This window comes from Pseudomonas sp. H1_A03, assembly GCF_054685145.1.
On record NZ_CP162829.1, the window covers coordinates 4,245,589 to 4,261,738 of the forward strand.

The 16,150-nt window shown below is 60.7% G+C and carries 11 protein-coding genes and 3 pseudogenes; 3 read left to right on the top strand and 11 right to left on the bottom strand.

Going from position 1 to position 16,150, the window contains the following annotated elements:
• Positions 1–19: 19 nt before the first annotated feature.
• Both AB4O35_RS19775 and AB4O35_RS19780 read right to left on the bottom strand, forming a co-directional pair.
• Positions 20–499, bottom strand: coding sequence for a nuclear transport factor 2 family protein (locus AB4O35_RS19775; RefSeq protein WP_049708495.1), 480 nt, complete (start codon positions 497–499; stop codon positions 20–22).
• Between the two features lie 53 nt (positions 500–552).
• A complete protein-coding gene (locus AB4O35_RS19780) occupies positions 553–1,116 on the bottom strand; it encodes a TetR/AcrR family transcriptional regulator (RefSeq protein ID WP_065891018.1) in 564 nt (187 codons plus the stop codon).
• A 125-nt stretch (positions 1,117–1,241) separates the two neighbouring features.
• Here AB4O35_RS19780 and pssA point away from each other — a divergent pair, with 125 nt between their 5' ends.
• Positions 1,242–2,585 (top strand): CDP-diacylglycerol--serine O-phosphatidyltransferase, encoded by a 1,344-nt coding sequence (gene pssA / locus AB4O35_RS19785; protein ID WP_065873191.1) that lies wholly within the window; start codon positions 1,242–1,244, stop codon positions 2,583–2,585.
• 61 nt (positions 2,586–2,646) lie between these two features.
• On the opposite strand, the gene efeO (AB4O35_RS19790) is transcribed toward pssA, so the two are convergent.
• The 4 genes and pseudogenes from efeO (AB4O35_RS19790) to efeU all read right to left on the bottom strand — a co-directional run bounded on the left by efeO (AB4O35_RS19790) (position 2,647) and on the right by efeU (position 6,871).
• On the bottom strand, positions 2,647–3,465 hold the full coding sequence (gene efeO, locus AB4O35_RS19790) for an iron uptake system protein EfeO (RefSeq protein WP_065873190.1): 819 nt from the start codon (positions 3,463–3,465) through the stop codon (positions 2,647–2,649).
• A 27-nt stretch (positions 3,466–3,492) separates the two neighbouring features.
• Positions 3,493–4,797 (bottom strand): iron uptake transporter deferrochelatase/peroxidase subunit, encoded by a 1,305-nt coding sequence (gene efeB / locus AB4O35_RS19795; protein ID WP_065946011.1) that lies wholly within the window; start codon positions 4,795–4,797, stop codon positions 3,493–3,495.
• An 18-nt stretch (positions 4,798–4,815) separates the two neighbouring features.
• Positions 4,816–6,015 (bottom strand): annotated as a pseudogene (gene efeO / locus AB4O35_RS19800) (iron uptake system protein EfeO); the annotation flags it as partial.
• 10 nt (positions 6,016–6,025) lie between these two features.
• Positions 6,026–6,871, bottom strand: a complete 846-nt coding sequence (gene efeU, locus AB4O35_RS19805; RefSeq protein ID WP_065873188.1) for an iron uptake transporter permease EfeU — start codon at positions 6,869–6,871, stop codon at positions 6,026–6,028.
• Positions 6,872–7,040: 169 nt separating this feature from the next.
• Here efeU and AB4O35_RS19810 point away from each other — a divergent pair.
• Both AB4O35_RS19810 and AB4O35_RS19815 read left to right on the top strand, forming a co-directional pair.
• Positions 7,041–8,058, top strand: a pseudogene (locus AB4O35_RS19810) (AraC family transcriptional regulator).
• A gap of 76 nt (positions 8,059–8,134) precedes the next feature.
• Entirely contained in the window at positions 8,135–8,671 is a 537-nt protein-coding gene (locus tag AB4O35_RS19815) for a hypothetical protein (protein ID WP_139113199.1), read from the top strand.
• Between the two features lie 122 nt (positions 8,672–8,793).
• Here the strand turns inward: AB4O35_RS19815 and AB4O35_RS19820 are convergent, their stop codons facing one another.
• The 5 genes and pseudogenes from AB4O35_RS19820 to AB4O35_RS19840 form a co-directional block, all read right to left on the bottom strand.
• Positions 8,794–10,209 (bottom strand): efflux transporter outer membrane subunit, encoded by a 1,416-nt coding sequence (locus tag AB4O35_RS19820; RefSeq protein ID WP_065945991.1) that lies wholly within the window; start codon positions 10,207–10,209, stop codon positions 8,794–8,796.
• Positions 10,206–13,384, bottom strand: a pseudogene (locus tag AB4O35_RS19825) (efflux RND transporter permease subunit). Before AB4O35_RS19825 ends, AB4O35_RS19820 begins: the two are co-directional and overlap by 4 nt.
• A gap of 15 nt (positions 13,385–13,399) precedes the next feature.
• Positions 13,400–14,638 carry a multidrug efflux RND transporter periplasmic adaptor subunit MexE gene (gene mexE / locus AB4O35_RS19830; protein ID WP_460149205.1) on the bottom strand — a complete coding sequence of 413 codons (1,239 nt, stop codon included), beginning with the start codon at positions 14,636–14,638 and terminating at the stop codon, positions 13,400–13,402.
• Between the two features lie 262 nt (positions 14,639–14,900).
• Entirely contained in the window at positions 14,901–15,425 is a 525-nt protein-coding gene (locus AB4O35_RS19835; protein ID WP_065880466.1) for a sterol desaturase family protein, read from the bottom strand.
• Positions 15,426–15,546: 121 nt separating this feature from the next.
• The gene (locus AB4O35_RS19840; RefSeq protein WP_065873249.1) at positions 15,547–16,131 is read right to left on the bottom strand and encodes a TetR family transcriptional regulator; all 585 of its coding nucleotides are present in this window, start codon (positions 16,129–16,131) and stop codon (positions 15,547–15,549) included.
• Positions 16,132–16,150 lie beyond the last annotated feature (19 nt).

The following is a 16,150-nucleotide window of genomic DNA, read 5'->3' on the forward strand; positions in this document are numbered from 1 at the left end:
GCAAGCCAGTTCCAAAGGGTTACAAGCCCAGGTCGGACAGCCCCGGATGATCATCCGGGCGCCGGCCCAGCGGCCAGTGGAACTTGCGTTCGCTTTCCTTGATCGGCAGGTCGTTGATGCAAGCAAAACGATTGGCCATCAAGCCGTTCTCATCGAATTCCCAGTTCTCGTTGCCATAAGAGCGGAACCAGTTACCCGAATCGTCGTGCCACTCATAGGCATAGCGCACCGCGATGCGGTTATCGGTGAACGCCCACAGCTCCTTGATCAGCCGATAATCCAGCTCCTTGGCCCACTTACGGGTCAGAAAGCCTTTGGCTTCTTCGCGGTTATGCGCGAATTCGGCACGGTTGCGCCACTGCGTGTCCAGGGTGTAGGCCAGGGACACCCGTTGCGGGTCGCGCGAATTCCAGCCGTCCTCGGCCAGGCGCACTTTTTCGATGGCCGACGCGCGGGTAAACGGCGGCAAGGGCGGACGTGTTTCTGCAATTGATGACATCGGGCAATTCCTCAAACAATAGGTTTTATCGAGCGTTGCGCCTGCCAGTGCGTTCAAAGTCCCAATAACGTTTGCGCCATGCATTGCGCATTATCGGCCGCTGTTGAATCGCCCATCACCAGGGCAACGGTAATGGCGCCATCGATCAGGATCAGCAGTTGCGCGGCCTGCCGTTCAGGGTCGGGGGTACCATGTGCCTGACACAGTTCAAGTGCATACTCGAACAGTTTTTGTTTATGCGCCTTGGCCAGCAGGCGCACCGGGTCTTGCGGGTCGCCGGTTTCGCCACTGGTGTTGATAAAGGCGCAGCCACGAAAATCCGCAGTACCGAACCAGGCCTTGAGCGCGCTGAACAGCGCAAGCAGGCGCTCACCTGTGCCTTCGCTGCGCTCCACCTCGTCGCGCAGCCACTGCATCCAGCGCTCATCGCGGCGCTGCAGAGCGGCAATCACCAGTTCGTCTTTATTGGCGAAGTAGCGGTAAATGCTTTTTCTCGAGACACCGGCGGTTTTCACCAGGAAGTCCATGCCGGTGGCGGCGATACCATGGCGGTAGATCAACTTTTCGGTGACGTCGAGGATGATTTCGCGGGTTTCATTACTGATCATGTCGTTCATGTGGCGAACAGTAGAACGATCGTTCTTCTTGGTCAATTAAATTTTTTCCATGCCGCACAGCGAGACCTGAGCACCCCCATGGTGTAAGCTCGGGGCCTCTTCGGATTCGACCCATTGCGAGCCTTATGCCGTCGTTCTTCAAACGCTCCCTGTTGCCCAAACTGCGCGGTTTCCCCCTCACTCCCGACGCCCTTGAGGTGCTGTCCGGCGCCGACGCGTATCGCCGTTGCCTGCTGGAGAAGATTGCCCAGGCCACGCGGCGTATCTACATTGTTGCGCTGTACTTGCAGCAGGACGAGGCGGGGCAGGAGATCTACGATGCGCTGCACGCGGCCAAGGCTGCGCGGCCGGCGTTGGACATCGTGGTGGTGGTCGACTGGCTGCGCGCCCAGCGCGGTTTGATCGGCGCCGGCAAACAGCCAGGCAACAGCGCCTGGTATCAGTCCATGACCCACAGCCACAGCACTGAAGTGCCGGTGTATGGCGTACCGGTGCAAACCCGCGAGTTGTTCGGCGTGCTGCACCTCAAGGGCTTTGTGATCGACGACACGGTGCTGTACAGCGGTGCCAGCCTGAATAACGTGTACCTGCACAAGTTCGACAAGTACCGCTTCGACCGTTACCACCTGATCCACAGCCAGCCGCTCGCCGACTCGATGCAGCACCTGGTGGAACACGGGCTTGTCGCCTCCAAGGCAGTTAATCGCCTGGACCTGCCCAATCCCCCGACCACGCGCAGCTTGCGCAATGATATCGGCGACTTGCGCAGCCGTTTGAAACACGCGACCTACGACACCACGACGGGGCAGTTGCCCAATGGTCACCTGTCGGTCAGCCCGTTACTCGGGGTTGGCAAGAACAACCCGCTGAACCGGGTGATCCTCGAACTGATCGCCAGCGCCCAGCATCAGCTGACCATCTGCACGCCGTACTTCAACCTGCCGCTGCCGGTGACTCGCGAAATCAACCGCGCCCTGGCGCGGGGTGTGAAGGTCGACATCATCGTTGGCGACAAGACCGCCAACGACTTCTACATTCCGCCGAGCGAGCCGTTCAAAGTCATTGCCGCGCTGCCCTACCTCTACGAAATCAGCCTGCGCCGCTTCGCCAAGCGGCATCAGCGCGACATCGACCACGGCCAGTTGAACCTGCACCTGTGGCACGACGGCGACAACACCTACCACCTCAAGGGCATGTGGGTCGACCAGCGCTACACGTTGCTCACCGGCAACAATCTCAACCCGCGAGCGTTCCGCCTCGACTTGGAAAACGCTTTGCTGATCGACGACCCGCAAGGCCAGTGGCTTGAACCACGCCGCACCGAGCTGGCGCAGATTTTCCAGCACACCACGCGTATCGAGCGTTATCAGGACCTGCAAACGCTGCTGGACTACCCGGAGGCGGTCGGCAAATTCCTGCGTCGGGTCAGCCGCGTTCGGATCGAGCGGTTGCTGTACCGCATCCTGTAGAACTGCAGGAGAAAAAAAGACCCAGCCCCTCAACAGGGCTGGGTCTTTTTTTATCCAGCGTTTAGTTCAGGCCCAGCTTGCCACGCAACATGGACAGGTCTTCAGCCAGGGTGTTGACCGGACCCACCAGCGCCTTGCGGTCGCTTTCCTTGACCTTGTCGTAGGTCTCGAAGCCGCCGTCCTTGGTTTTGTACTTGGCCAGGATCTTGTCCACGGTGGCGAAGTTCTTGTCGACTTTGGCCAGGAAGGTTTTGTCTTGCTTCTCGATCTGGCCACGGAACAGGTCGACGATTTTCTTCGCGCCGTCGATGTTGCCCTGGAAGTCGTACAGGTCGGTGTGGCTGTAGCGGTCTTCCTCACCGGATATCTTGGTGGCGGCGACTTCTTCAAGCAGCGCTGCGGCGCCGCCGACGACTTTTTCCGGCGGGAAGGTCAGGCCGTCGACGCGGGTCTTGAGGTCGTTGACGTCGGTGTTGAGTTTGGCCGTGAGGGTTTCCAGGCCCTTGGTGCTGTTCTGCGAGAACAGTGCGTATTCGATGCGGTGGAAGCCGGTGAAATCTTCGGCGGTCACGCCTTTTTCATGGTCATCGACGCGGGAGTCGATGGACGCATCAAGGTCGCTGAACAGCTCGGCAATCGGCTCGATGGACTCATAGTGCACGCGGGTCGGCGCGTAGAGCTTCTTGGCGGTGGCCAGGTCGCCTTTGTTGATGGCGTCGGTGAACGCCTGGGTCTGGGTGACCAGCTCACCGATTTCTTCGGTGACGTAGATCTTGTAGTCCGACACCGGGCCTACCAGGTCCAGCGGCGCGGTAGCGGCAAACGCCGCCAGCGGCGAAAGGGTCAGCAACAACGAAAACGCAATGGTCGACTTCTTCATGGGACGATTTCCGCTCTGGGGGTTGTTTTAGGTAGTGGCAGTGGTTTGAGGGTGGGTTGCAGCCAGCAGCGTGCGCCCGATGAAATCCTTCGGTCCCATGACCCCCGGCAAGGTGAAGAAGTACCCGCCGCCGACCGGCTTGAGGTACTCCTCCAGGGGCTCGCCGTTGAGCCGGGTTTGTACGCTGATAAAGCCTTTCTCCAGGTCAGCCTGGTAGCAGATGAACAACAGCCCCATGTCCAGCTGACCGTTTTTGTTGACGCCGTTGGAGTAGTTGAATGGCCGGCGCAGGATCAGGTTGGCCTGAGTCTGCGGGGTGCGCGGGTTGGCCAGGCGGATATGGGCATCGAGCTTGGTCAATTTGCCTTCCGGGTCCTTGCTGTAGTCGGGCACCTGGGTTTCTTTGTCGCCGTCCATCGGCGCGCCGGTCGGCTTGATGCGGCCGATGATGCTTTCCTGCTCTTGCAGCGGCGTTCGGTCCCAACGCTCGACGAAGTTGCGGATGATGCGCACGGCCTGATAGCTGCCGTTGGCCGCCCAGGCCGGTTCGTCGCTGCCAGGCTGGACCCACACAATCTGGTCCATGGCCGTGGCGTCGTTGGAATTCGGGTTGGCCGAACCGTCACGGAAACCGAGGAAGTTACGCGCGCTCTGCGCAGGTTCTCCGGGTTTACTCGGTGCCTGCGGCGGTACGCTGCCTTCCTGCTTCCAGCGCACCAGCAGCAGGTCCGGCAGGTTCTTCACGATGTCGCGCAGGGCGTGGATATTGGTGTCGGGCGTGTTGGAGCTGAACTGCAGGCTCAGGTCGCCGTGGCACTGCGCCGGTTCCAGCGCGTCGTTGGGGAAACCGACCATGCGGCTCAGGCGCTTGGGCTTGACTGCCGTGAGGCCGAAGCGCTCGTCGAACAGTGACTCACCGACAGACACGGTGATGGTGAGGTTGTCCGGCGTCACCACCGGGCCGAGGATGCCGGAGTCGGTGGGCGGCAGTTTCGGATCGACTTGCGGCACGGTGCCGCCGGTCATCAGAAAAGCGATGCGTTCATTCAACGTGCGGAACAGGCGTTCCAAGTCTTCACGGTCGCTGGCCAGTACATCGAACGCCACCAGCATGCCGCAGGCCGGGCGTGGCGTGACGATGCCAGTTTGGTGCTTGCCAAAAAAATCGTGGTGGTCCTGGGTTTTGTCACTGCGGGGTGCCGTGGTGACTTGTTCCGCTGCGGCGGCCATGGCCGGGCAGCTCAATGTGCTACCGGCAATCGCGGCGCCGGTGGCGGCCATGCCCAGCAGGACACGGCGGCGCTGAAGGTCAAACTGTTCTGAATTACTCATGTAGGCGGTCGTCTTCACTCGCAGGCCGGAAAGGCCAAGGGCGGGGTCGATTCCATCGAGTGCAACGGCCAGAGCCTTGGCCTTGTCGGCGATCTGCTTGCGCTGATCGGCGGTCACGCTGTCGTAGCGGCGGTACTGGCCGTCGACTTTCAAACCATTGAGTTCGCTGTCGAAGGCCGCGAGGGCGCTGTCGACGTTTGGTAACAGGTCGGCGGCGGACTTGGTCAGCAGCGGGCGCATCAGCTCGACAACCTTGTGGGCGACTTCCAAGTTAGCGGCAAAACCATTCAGGTCGACGTGGCTGTAGCGCTCTTCTTCACCGCTGATGGCGCGCACATCGGCCAGGCTATTGAGGTTGCGCACCACGATGCTCACCAGTTGCTCCGGCGGCAGGGACTGGGCCAGCAGTTGTTGCTTCAATGTCGTGACGTCGGTTACCAGGCGCTGCGCAATCGGCGCCAGGCCTTCGAGGCTGCGTTGTTGGAATAGGCTGTATTCGACGCGGTGGAAGCCGCTGAAGGCTGGGTCCTGTTCGCGTTTCTCGAAGTAGTCGGCGCGGGCGTTGATCGCGTTGTCCAACTCCGCCAGGCGTTGCGACGCCGGGGCCAGTCGCTGGTAAGCCTCGCGCGCCGGTAGGTAAAGCGCTTGGGCTTGCGCCAGGTCACCCGCGTCGATTGCTTGCTGCAAGGCGGTCACGGCCTTGACCAATGCGCTGCCTTGGCTGCTCAAGTACACGCGGAATTCCGACAGCGGGCCAATAAACGCGACCATCGACGGCTTGGCCTTGGCCTGTGCGTCGGACTCGGCGGTGGGCGTCACATGCAAGGTGCCACGTGGATTGCTCAGCAGGCCGCAGGTGATTGCATAGTCGCCGGGCAACAGGTTGGCGTTGATCACCTGGCTGAGGCCGGGGGCGATGTTTTCCCGTTCTTCGACCACCAGCACGCCGTCGAGGATTTCCCATTCCACCGCACGCTCGGAGCGGTTGATGATGCGGAAGCTCGCGCGGCCGGCCGGTACCGTCAGTTCATTCGGTTCGCAGGCATGGCCGTGGATCGTCACGGCAATTTCATTGTGGTTGGCCTGGCGCTTGCTGGCCGCCAGTTGCGAGGCGTAATAGAACAGGCCACCGGCGGCGATCATCACGACCACCGAGCCTGCCACGGCCCAACGCAGGGCGCGGGGTGGCAGAGCCGGTTGAGGAGTTGGGTTGGACAAGAGGCGGTCCTTAGTGGGTGGAAACGGAAGAAGGCGTGGTGGCAGGCTTGGGCGGTGCGGCGGGCAGGAAGAACATCACCAGCGCCACCACCAGGTAAATCAGGTAAGCACCGAGGGTGCTGACGGTGGGCGCTTCCTGATAGCCGAACATGCCGGCCAGTACCGAACCCAGCGGGCTGTCCATCGGCAAAGCAGCGCTGAAGTCGAACAGCACGGTTTGCAGGTGGTTCCACACGCCCGCTTCGTGCAGGGCTTGCACCGAGTTGGCGAGGATGCCGGCGGCGACGACAAGGATAAATAGGCCGGTCCAGCGGAAAAACGCGCCGAGGTTCAGGCGCATGCTGCCGGTGTAAATCAGGAAGCCGACGATGATCGCCAGGACCAGGCCAAGCAGGGCACCAATCGGCGCGCCCGGGCCTTCACTCTGCTGGAACACCGCCAGCAGGAAGAACACAGTTTCCAGGCCTTCACGGGCCACCGCGAAAAACACCATCAGGATCAGCGCGGTCACCTGGTGTTTGGAACCGGCCAACGCATGGTCAAGGGAGGCGTGCAGGGAATGCTTGATGGACCGCGCCACTTTGCGCATCCAGAACACCATCGAACTGAGGATGCCCACGGCGACCAGGCCGACGATGCCCTCGAACAGTTCCTGCTGCTTTTGCGGGAACTCCGCGCTGACCAACTCAAGGCCGCCACCGACCAGCAGGGCCAGCGCAGCGGCGAGGAATACGCCGATCCAGACAGCCGGCATCCACTGACCACGGCCAGTCTGTTGCAGGTAGCTGGCGATGATGCCAACGATCAATGCGGCTTCAATGCCTTCGCGCAGCATGATGAGAAAGGGAACGAGCATTCGGCACCGCGGGGTGAACTAGTTAGGAGGCTAAGTTGTAACATAATGATACTCATTGCTAAACAACAATTCTTGACGTTTGCTGAACAGGGACTGAACGGTGGTGGCAAATCGCGGCCCACCTTATGATGCACGCCACTATTGTGTGCAGCCGGATGCCCGATCGCTCATGTCGGAAAAAGACACCATCTCCCTCCACCTCGTGCGCGAAGCCTTGTTGCAGAGCTGCGCACCCGGTGAAGCCGCCGTCGAAGTGTTGAACAAAGCCGGTATCGCCCCGGCACTGTTGGACCAGCCCGATGCGCGCGTCTCGGCCACGACCTATGCGCGTCTATGGCGCCTGCTGGCGCGGCGTATGGACGATGAGTTCTTCGGCATGGACCCGCGCAAGCTCAGGTCCGGCAGCCTGGCCTTCCTTTGCCGCGCTTCCATGGCGCAACCCACCCTCGGCGCAAGCCTGGAAACCGGCCTGGGGTTTCTGTCACTGATGCTGGAGCGAATGCCGGCCCAACTGGTGCGTCAACAAAGTCTGGCGGAGATCGTGCTGCTGGAACCGGAGCCCGAACCCAACAGGGCCTTCACCTACTTTACGTATTGGATGATTGTGCACGGCGTAGCCTGTTGGCTGGCCGGACGGCGGATTCCGATCCTGGCCATTGAGCTGCGCTGCCCAAAACCGGATTTCTGCGCTGACTATCAGGTGATGTTCTCCGACAACCTGCGTTTCGACCGGCCGCGCACCCGCATGATCTTCTCCGCCGACTGCCTCGACGTGCCGATCAAGCGCAGCCCGGAAGAACTCAAGCGCTTCCTGGCCCACGCGCCGGCCAATATCCTGGTCAAGTACCGCGACCCCGATAGCCTCGCTACTCGCATCAAACACGACTTGCGCCAAATGCCCCCCGACACCTGGCCGGAAACCGAAGGCCTCGCCACGAGCCTGTGCATCTCGGCCTCAACCTCTGCGCCGTCGCCTGGCGGAAGAGGGGCAGACTTATCAGGGGCTCAAGGACAGTGTGCGCAAGGAGTTGGCGATTGTGTGGTTGGCGGAGCCACAGATCAGCTTTGCTGAAATTGCCGAGCGACTCGGATTTGCGGACACCAGCTCCTTCTATAAGGCATTTCGTAAGTGGGCGGGGTCGAATCCGGGGCATTACCGCAGTCTGATTCTCAACGAAAACCGGTGATCCCTGGCGCCAACCCCCCCTTCGCTTTACGCGCCTGCCGTAGTAGTTTGCGCCGGTACATTCAAGGAGAGTGATCGTGCGAAAGTCATTGGCTATGTTGCTGTGCTGGGCGCTTTTCCCGCTGACCGCCTGGTCGGCGTTGGGCATTGGTGATTTCACCCTGGGTATGTCACGTCAGCAGGTCCTTGACACGCTCAAGCCCTACTTTGCGCAGGTAAACAGGGAATACAACTTGAGCTATTCAGTTCCAATGCCTTACTACAGGGCGCTAGAGCCCAACCATCCTTACAGCTTGGGCGATGTTCCGATCTATGTCGTGGGTGCCTATTTTGATGATGCTGACCGTCTCAAACAGTTGAGCATCTCGTTTAATACCACTGACGTTGAGCGCGTCAAACGGCAGGTTCCCTTGATGCAGAAGGCGCAATTGGTACCCGACACCGATGGCCGTCATGAGGTGTTTCTCACGGACGGCGAGTTGATCTATCGCGTGTCCAATGTGTTTGATTGGACCACCGTCGAGATTGCGGACAAAGCTACCTCAGCCTTGAACATCGAAACACGTGCGCACTATGACAAGATCGACAGGGCACGAAGGGCGAAATCCAAGTGACGTGATCGTCGCGCCCGTCCCGATCAGTGAGCTCGGGTTTCAGGCAAAAAAAAGCCCCGTGACCGAATGGACCACGGGGCTAAAAATTGGCTGGATGCGACCAACCAAAGGAGCTCTTTACTTCACTTGGCGGTGGCGACAACCGTGTCCGGCTTCCAACCACCCCCCAGCGCCTTGTAGATCGCCACAATCCCGCGATACAAGTCGACTTCGGCCTGCGCCTGGGAGTCTTCAGCGGCCAGACGCTCACGTTGCGCGTCGAGCAGCACCAGGAAGTCCACGGTGCCTTCGCGGTAGCGGATCGCAGCCAGGTCGGCGGCGGCGCGGCTGGATTCGCTTTGGCGGATCAGTGAGACAAGGCGTTGCTGACGCTTGCCGTAGTCACTGAAGGCGTTCTCGGATTCTTCCAACGCCAGCAACACTTGTTGCTCGTAGCTTGCCAGCGCGCCATCAGCCTCGGCATCCGCGCCGCGCAAACGGGCGCGTACGCTGCCCAGGTCAAAGGCTGCCCAGGTGATGCTCGGGCCAAGGGCCCAGGCATTCGCGGCGGACGAGCCGATCTGCGAACCACGCCCGGCGGTAAAGCCGAGGAAGCCGCTGAGGCTGACCCGTGGGAACAAATCGGCCTTGGCCACACCGATACGCGCAGTGGCGGCGGCCAGTTTGCGTTCGGCGCTGAGGATGTCCGGGCGACGTTGCAGCAGTTGCCCCGGGTCGCCAATCGGCAATGCCTTGGCAATCGCTGGCAGGTCTTTAGGACCAAGGTCTACGGTGAGCTTGTCGGGCCGCTGGCCGAGGAGGGTGGCGATGCGGTTGCGCTCGCGCACTTGCTCGGCCTGGAGTTGCGGCACGCTGGCTTCAACCGCCGCGAGGCGTGCGTCGGCACGTTCCACATCCAACTGATCACCCACGCCGGCATCGCGCAGGCTTTCGGTGATGGTGCGCGATTCCTGCTGGTTCTTCAGGTTGTCCAGGGCAATGCGTTCACGCAGTTGCGCGCCGCGCAGTTGACCGTAGGCATCCACCAGTTCGGCAATCATGGTGACTTGCAGTTGGTACAAGTCAGCCTCGGCGGCCTGCTGGTCGGCGTCGGTGGCTTCCAGGTTGCGCTGGATGCGGCCGAACAGGTCCAGCTCCCAGGCCATGTCCAGGCCCAGGTCGTAACGCTCGGTCTTGACGCGGCTAGTGGTCTGGCCCGGAATCTGGCCTTTGCCCTGGTCACTGCTGACGCGGCTGGTGATGGTCGGCATCGCGTCATTGCTGGCGTCATCGCGGATGGCGCGGGCGGCCCGCAGACGGGCAAAGGCGACGCGCAAATCACGGTTGCCCTGCAGCGACTGAGTCACCAACTGGTTGAGGGTCGGGTCCTCGAACTGTTGCCACCAGATGCCTTCGAACTTGGCGTGGTCATATTTCTTGGCATCGGCGGCGGCCATCACATTGGCCGCCTCCGGGGTCTGGGCTTTGTAGTCCGGGCCTACGGCACAGGCGCTCAGCGCCAGTACCAGCAAGCTCGGCAAGAATACTTTCACACTCATTGCTGTGTCTCCAGCTTCAAGGCCTTGGCCGCTTTGCGCGCTTCCTGGCGCTCCACATAGCGACGGATCAGTACGTAGAACACTGGCGTCAGCAACAGACCGAAGAAGGTCACACCGATCATCCCGGAGAACACCGCCACGCCCATTGCGTGACGCATCTCGGCACCTGCACCGCTGGACAACACCAGTGGCACCACACCCATGATGAAAGCGAACGAGGTCATCAGGATCGGCCGCAGACGCAGGCGGCAGGCTTCCAGCACCGCAGCGAGCGGGTCGAGGCCTTCTGCCTGTTTATCCTTGGCGAACTCGACGATCAGAATCGCGTTCTTACACGCCAGGCCTACCAATACGATCAGGCCGATCTGGGTGAAGATGTTGTTGTCGCCACCCGAGATGATCACCCCGGTAATGGCCGACAGCAGCGTCATTGGTACGATCAGGATCACCGCCAGCGGCAGGCTCCAGCTTTCGTATTGAGCGGCGAGTACCAGGAACGCCAGCAGCACGCAGAGCGGGAACACGAACAGTGCGGTGTTGCCCGAAAGGATTTGCTGATACGTCAGGTCGGTCCACTCATAGGTCATGCCGTTGGGCAGTTCGTCTTTCAGCAGTTTTTCAATCGCAGCTTCTGCCTGGCCCGAGCTGTAGCCCGGTGCAGCGTTGCCGTTGATTTCAGCCGTGATAAAGCCGTTGTAGTGCATCACGCGGTCCGGGCCCGAGGTGTCGCTTACCTTGATGAAGGTCGCCAACGGGATCATCTCGCCTTTGTTGTTGCGCACTTTCAGCTGGCCGATCTGGTCTTCATCCAGGCGGAACTGTTGTTCAGCCTGCACGTTGACCTGGTAGGTGCGACCGAAGCGGTTGAAGTCGTTGGCATACAACGAACCCAGGTAGATCTGCAGGGTGTCGAAGATGTCGCTGATCGCCACGCCGTGGGTCTTGGCCTTTTCACGGTCGATAGCCGCATCGACCTGGGGCACGTTGACCGTGTAGCTGGTGAACAGGCCGAACAGCTCCGGCGTGGTGCGGCTCTTGGTGATGATGTTCTGCACTTCTTTGTACAGCTCGTCGTAACCCAGGTTGCCACGGTCTTCGATCTGCAGGCGGAAGCCACCAATCGTACCCAGGCCCTGTACCGGCGGCGGTGGGAAGATCGCCATGTAGGCTTCCTGGATGTCGCTGTATTTACCGTTCAACGCGCCGGCAATCGCACCGGCGGACATGCTCGGGTCTTTACGTTCGTCGAACGGTTTCAAGGTCACGAACACGATGCCGCTGTTCGGGCTGTTGGTGAAACCGTTGATCGACAGGCCCGGGAAGGCCACGGCGGCCTCCACACCCGGTTGTTTCAGCGCGATGTCAGACATGCGCTTGATCACGTCTTCAGTGCGGTCCAGGCTCGCGGCGTCCGGCAATTGGGCGAAGGCCACCAAGTATTGCTTGTCCTGGGCCGGTACGAAACCGGTCGGGGTGTGGGCAAAACCGAACCAGGTCAGCACCATCAAGCCGGCATACAGGAACAGCGCGATACCGCTACCGCGAATCACCCGGCGTACGGTGCCGACGTAGCCGTGGCTGGCTTTGTCAAAGAAGCGGTTGAACGGTTTGAACAACCAGCCGCCGAACAGCTTGTCGAGAACCTTCGAGAAACGATCCTTTGGCGCGTCATGGCTGCGCAGCAACACGGCGGCCAGGGCTGGGGACAAGGTCAGCGAGTTGAAGGCCGAGATCACCGTCGAGATCGCAATGGTCAAGGCGAACTGTTTATAGAACTGCCCGGTCAAGCCGCTGATGAATGCCGCCGGAATGAACACCGCACACAGCACCAACGCGGTGGCAACAATCGGGCCGGTCACTTCGCTCATGGCTTTTTCAGTCGCCGCAAACGGTTCCAGGCCAAGCTCAATGTTGCGCTCGACGTTTTCCACCACCACGATGGCGTCGTCCACCACGATACCGATGGCCAATACCAGGCCGAACAGCGACAACGCGTTGAGCGAGAAGCCAAACAGGTGCATTACCGCAAACGTACCGATCAACGATACCGGCACCGCCACCAAAGGAATGATCGACGCGCGCCAGGTCTGCAGGAACAGGATCACTACCAAGACAACCAGGATCAGCGCTTCGAACAGGGTGTGCACCACCGCTTCGATGGAGCCGCGCACAAAGATGGTCGGGTCATAGACGATGCTGTAGTCCATCCCTTGCGGGAAGCTCTTTTTCAGCTCGTCCATTTTGCCGCGCACTTCGTTGGAAATCTCGATGGCGTTGGAGCCAGGGCGCTGGAAGATCGGGATCGCCACGGCCGGTTGGTTGTTGAGCAACGAGCGCAGGGCGTATTGGCTGGAGCCCAGCTCAATCCGTGCGATGTCTTTGAGGCGGGTGATTTCACCGTTGTCGCCTGAGCGAATCACGATGTTTTCGAACTCTTCCTCAGTCACCAGGCGACCTTGGGTGTTCACCGACAACTGGAAGGCGGTGGCAGTCGGCGCGGGTTGCGCACCCAGGGCACCGGCAGCCACTTGACGGTTCTGCTCACGGATCGCGGTCACCACATCGGTGGCGGTCAGGTTGCGCGAAGCGGTCTTGTTCGGGTCCAGCCACACACGCAGGGAGTAATCGCCCATGCCGAACAGTTGCACGTCACCCACACCGCCCAGACGCGCCAGCTCATCCTTCACATTGAGCAACGCGTAGTTGGACAGGTAGAGCATGTCGTAGCGCTGATCCGGGAGGTCAAGTGCACCACCATGGTCAGGTCGGGGGAGGCCTTGTCCACGGTAATACCGATGCGCGTCACTTCCTCAGGCAGTTTCGGCTGAGTCCGCGTCACACGGTTTTGCACTTGCACCTGCGCGTTGTCCAGGTCGGTGCCCAGGGCGAAGGTGATGGTCAGGGTCAGCTTGCCGTCGGCGGTCGACTGCGAGGACATGTACAGCATGTTCTCGACGCCGGTGATCGCCTGCTCCAGCGGAGCGGCGACGGTTTCACCGATGACCTTGGGGTTGGCGCCCGGGAAGTTGGCGCGGACCACCACAGTCGGCGGCACCACTTCCGGGTATTCGCTGATCGGCAATTGGAACAGCGAGATCGCACCGGCGATCAGGATCAACAGCGAGAGCACTGCTGCGAAGATCGGCCGCGAAATGAAGAACTTGGAAAAATTCATCTTGAGTCGTATCCCTTAACCGCGTGGAGTCGCGCTGGCAAGTTTGGGCGCGGCTTTATCCGGCGCCACTTGTTCCAGGTTGCTGGCTTCAAGCGCTTGTCGTTGTTTGGCCAAGGCGGCGAGGGTTTCCTGGCTGGCCATCGGAATGGTTTCCGGGGCCACCGGCGACCCTGGGCGCACGCGCTGCAGGCCCTTGACGATAATGGTGTCGTCCTTGTTCAGGCCGCTGCGCACGATGCGCAAACCTTCGATCTTCGGCCCCAGTTCCACCGAGCGATAGGCCGGCTTGTCGCCTTCCATCACCAGCACGAATTCCTTGCCCAGGTCGGTGCCGACGGCTTCGTCAGTGATCAACACGGCAGAGTAGGTGCCGCTGCCGACCAGTTTCAGGCGTGCATACAGGCCGGGGGTGTATTCGCCTTTGCTGTTATCGAACACAGCGCGACCCCGGATGGTGCCGGTGGCCGGGTTGACCTGGTTGTCGACGAAGTTCATCTGGCCCAAGTGCGGGTTGCCGGTTTCGTTGGACAGGCCCAGGTACACCGGCGTGGTTGCACCACGGCGGCCTTGGCGAGCCAGCTCGGTGTACTTGAGGAACACGCGCTCATCGGCGTCGAAGTAGGCGTAGACCTTGTCGGTGGAGACCACACTGGTCAGCGCGGTGGTGTCAGCGGTCACCAGGTTGCCGGCAGTGATTTCGGCACGGCTGACGCGGCCGCTGATCGGCGAGGTCACACGGGTAAAGCTCAGGTTCAGCTTGGCCAGGTCCAACTGCGCCTGGATCCCGGCGACGGCCGCGCGGGCTTCCTGGGCAGCGGTGGTGCGCGAGTCGGCCAGTTCGGCGGAAATCGCATTACTCTGGCGCAGGCGCTCGCCACGTTGCGCTTCGTTATCGCTGCGGGTGGCGGCGGCGCGGGTTTGTTGCAACTGGGCTTCAAGGCGGCGCACTTCAGCCTGGAACGGACGCGGGTCGATCTGGAACAGCAGGTCGCCTTTCTTGACCAAAGCGCCTTCGGTGAAAGCGACTTGGTCAATCTGGCCAGAGACCCGTGGACGAATCTGCACGGTTTCTGGGGCTTCCAGGCGACCGGTGAATTCATCCCACTCGTTGACTGGTTGTTCCAGCACCTTCGCCACGCTGACTTTGGCAGCAGGCATGGCGGCCGCTTGTTCCGGGGTCTTGCCGCACGCGCTCATCACCACTACGGCCAAAATCGCCAAGGGGAAGCGCAAATGTTTGAGTGACTGTTCCATGAGGTGCATCCGCCAATGTATTTGAGATGGGCGGATCATGCGCGGCGATGTGCTATGTCACGAATCGAATGAAGCAAAGGTAACTATCATTCGGAATGATATAAGCGCGAGTTTAGCCCTCTAGCATGGGGCTTTCGTTAGGGAGCTATCAATGGCCGTGATAGCAAAGGTCTTTTACGGGAGCTGCAAGGAAGGTTGCCACTAAGCGGATGACGTTGTGTGTCACTGCACATTGACGGCATGACCCTGAATGGCTACCCGGCTAGCGTGCCCGGGCGACCTCAGCCCGAATGTAAGTACGAAACACATGGTCCCACAGCGGCGAAGACACGCCGAAGTTCTTCTCGATACCCTGGCGATGGTGCAGATCATGATTGGCCACGAGCCCTGGAATAAAGGCATAGGCCCAGTGCTGCGGGCGGTGCATCACGTAGTGCACCGAGATGTAATAGAGGTAGCCCACCACGGCGCCGATAAAGGCCGACGTCAGCTCGGTGTACCAGGCGAACAGCAGTAGCGCGGCAAAGGTCGAGCTGGTTTTCCAGCTGGACACACCGATAAAGGCGAGCACATCGACATGGTGGGTCCAATGCTCGCGGCGGTACAGCGAGTGGAATAGGAAGCGGTGTGCCGAGTACTCCACCAGCGTCCATACCAACAGGCCCACGAGCGCCACGCCGAGGTCAAAGGGAGCGAGGCAGAGGGCGAGGATGACGAAGAGGGGGACGGTGAAAAAGTCGAGGTAATAAGCGACTGAAGACATCAGCCATTTATTTGAAGCAGCCATGTGCAGAATATCCCTGTAGTGCCCGATGGTCGGGGGCGCGATTCTGGGTGATCGCGCCGTCGCCGACAACTGTTTCACACGGCACTGCGACACACGTCTCAGGCTGCGGTTGCTGTGACGTTCAGTCAATCAATTCACGGGTGTCATCTGGCGTCAACGACGCGAAGATTGCTTCGCGACAAACCTGCAGAATCTCATCAGCCAGCGGCGAGTCGTCAGGGCAGGCGCGCGACATGACGATGGCGCCCAATGCATGCGCCATTGTGGCGAGGCGCTTTGCCCGAGCCTCGGCAGAGTCCGCACTGTCGGACTTGCCTCGTAACGCTGCTAATTGAGCCTCGATGCCAGCAGCAAATGTGGCCCGCACGTCGTCCTCTTTGCGCGCCGCATCCCCGCACAACGCCGCCATCGTGCAGCCGGTGGCGCGGTTGTCGCGATGCTCACGAGAGAGATACACCTTCAAGAATTCGGACGCTGAACCCTCAGCCGTCAATGCGGTGGACTGCATCAAGCCGCAAGTGGCCGATTCTGCCATCAGATCGGCTTTGGACCGGAAGTGCTTGTAAAAGCCTCCCTGGGTAAAGCCCGCCGCCGCCATCAGATCGGCAATACCGACGCCGTCATAACCGCGCTCGCGAAAAAGCGCGGAGGCGGTTTCAACGATGTGCGCCCGGTTGGCCTGTGCTTGCTGTTTAGTGACCTTCATCGAATACCCAACAACGTTT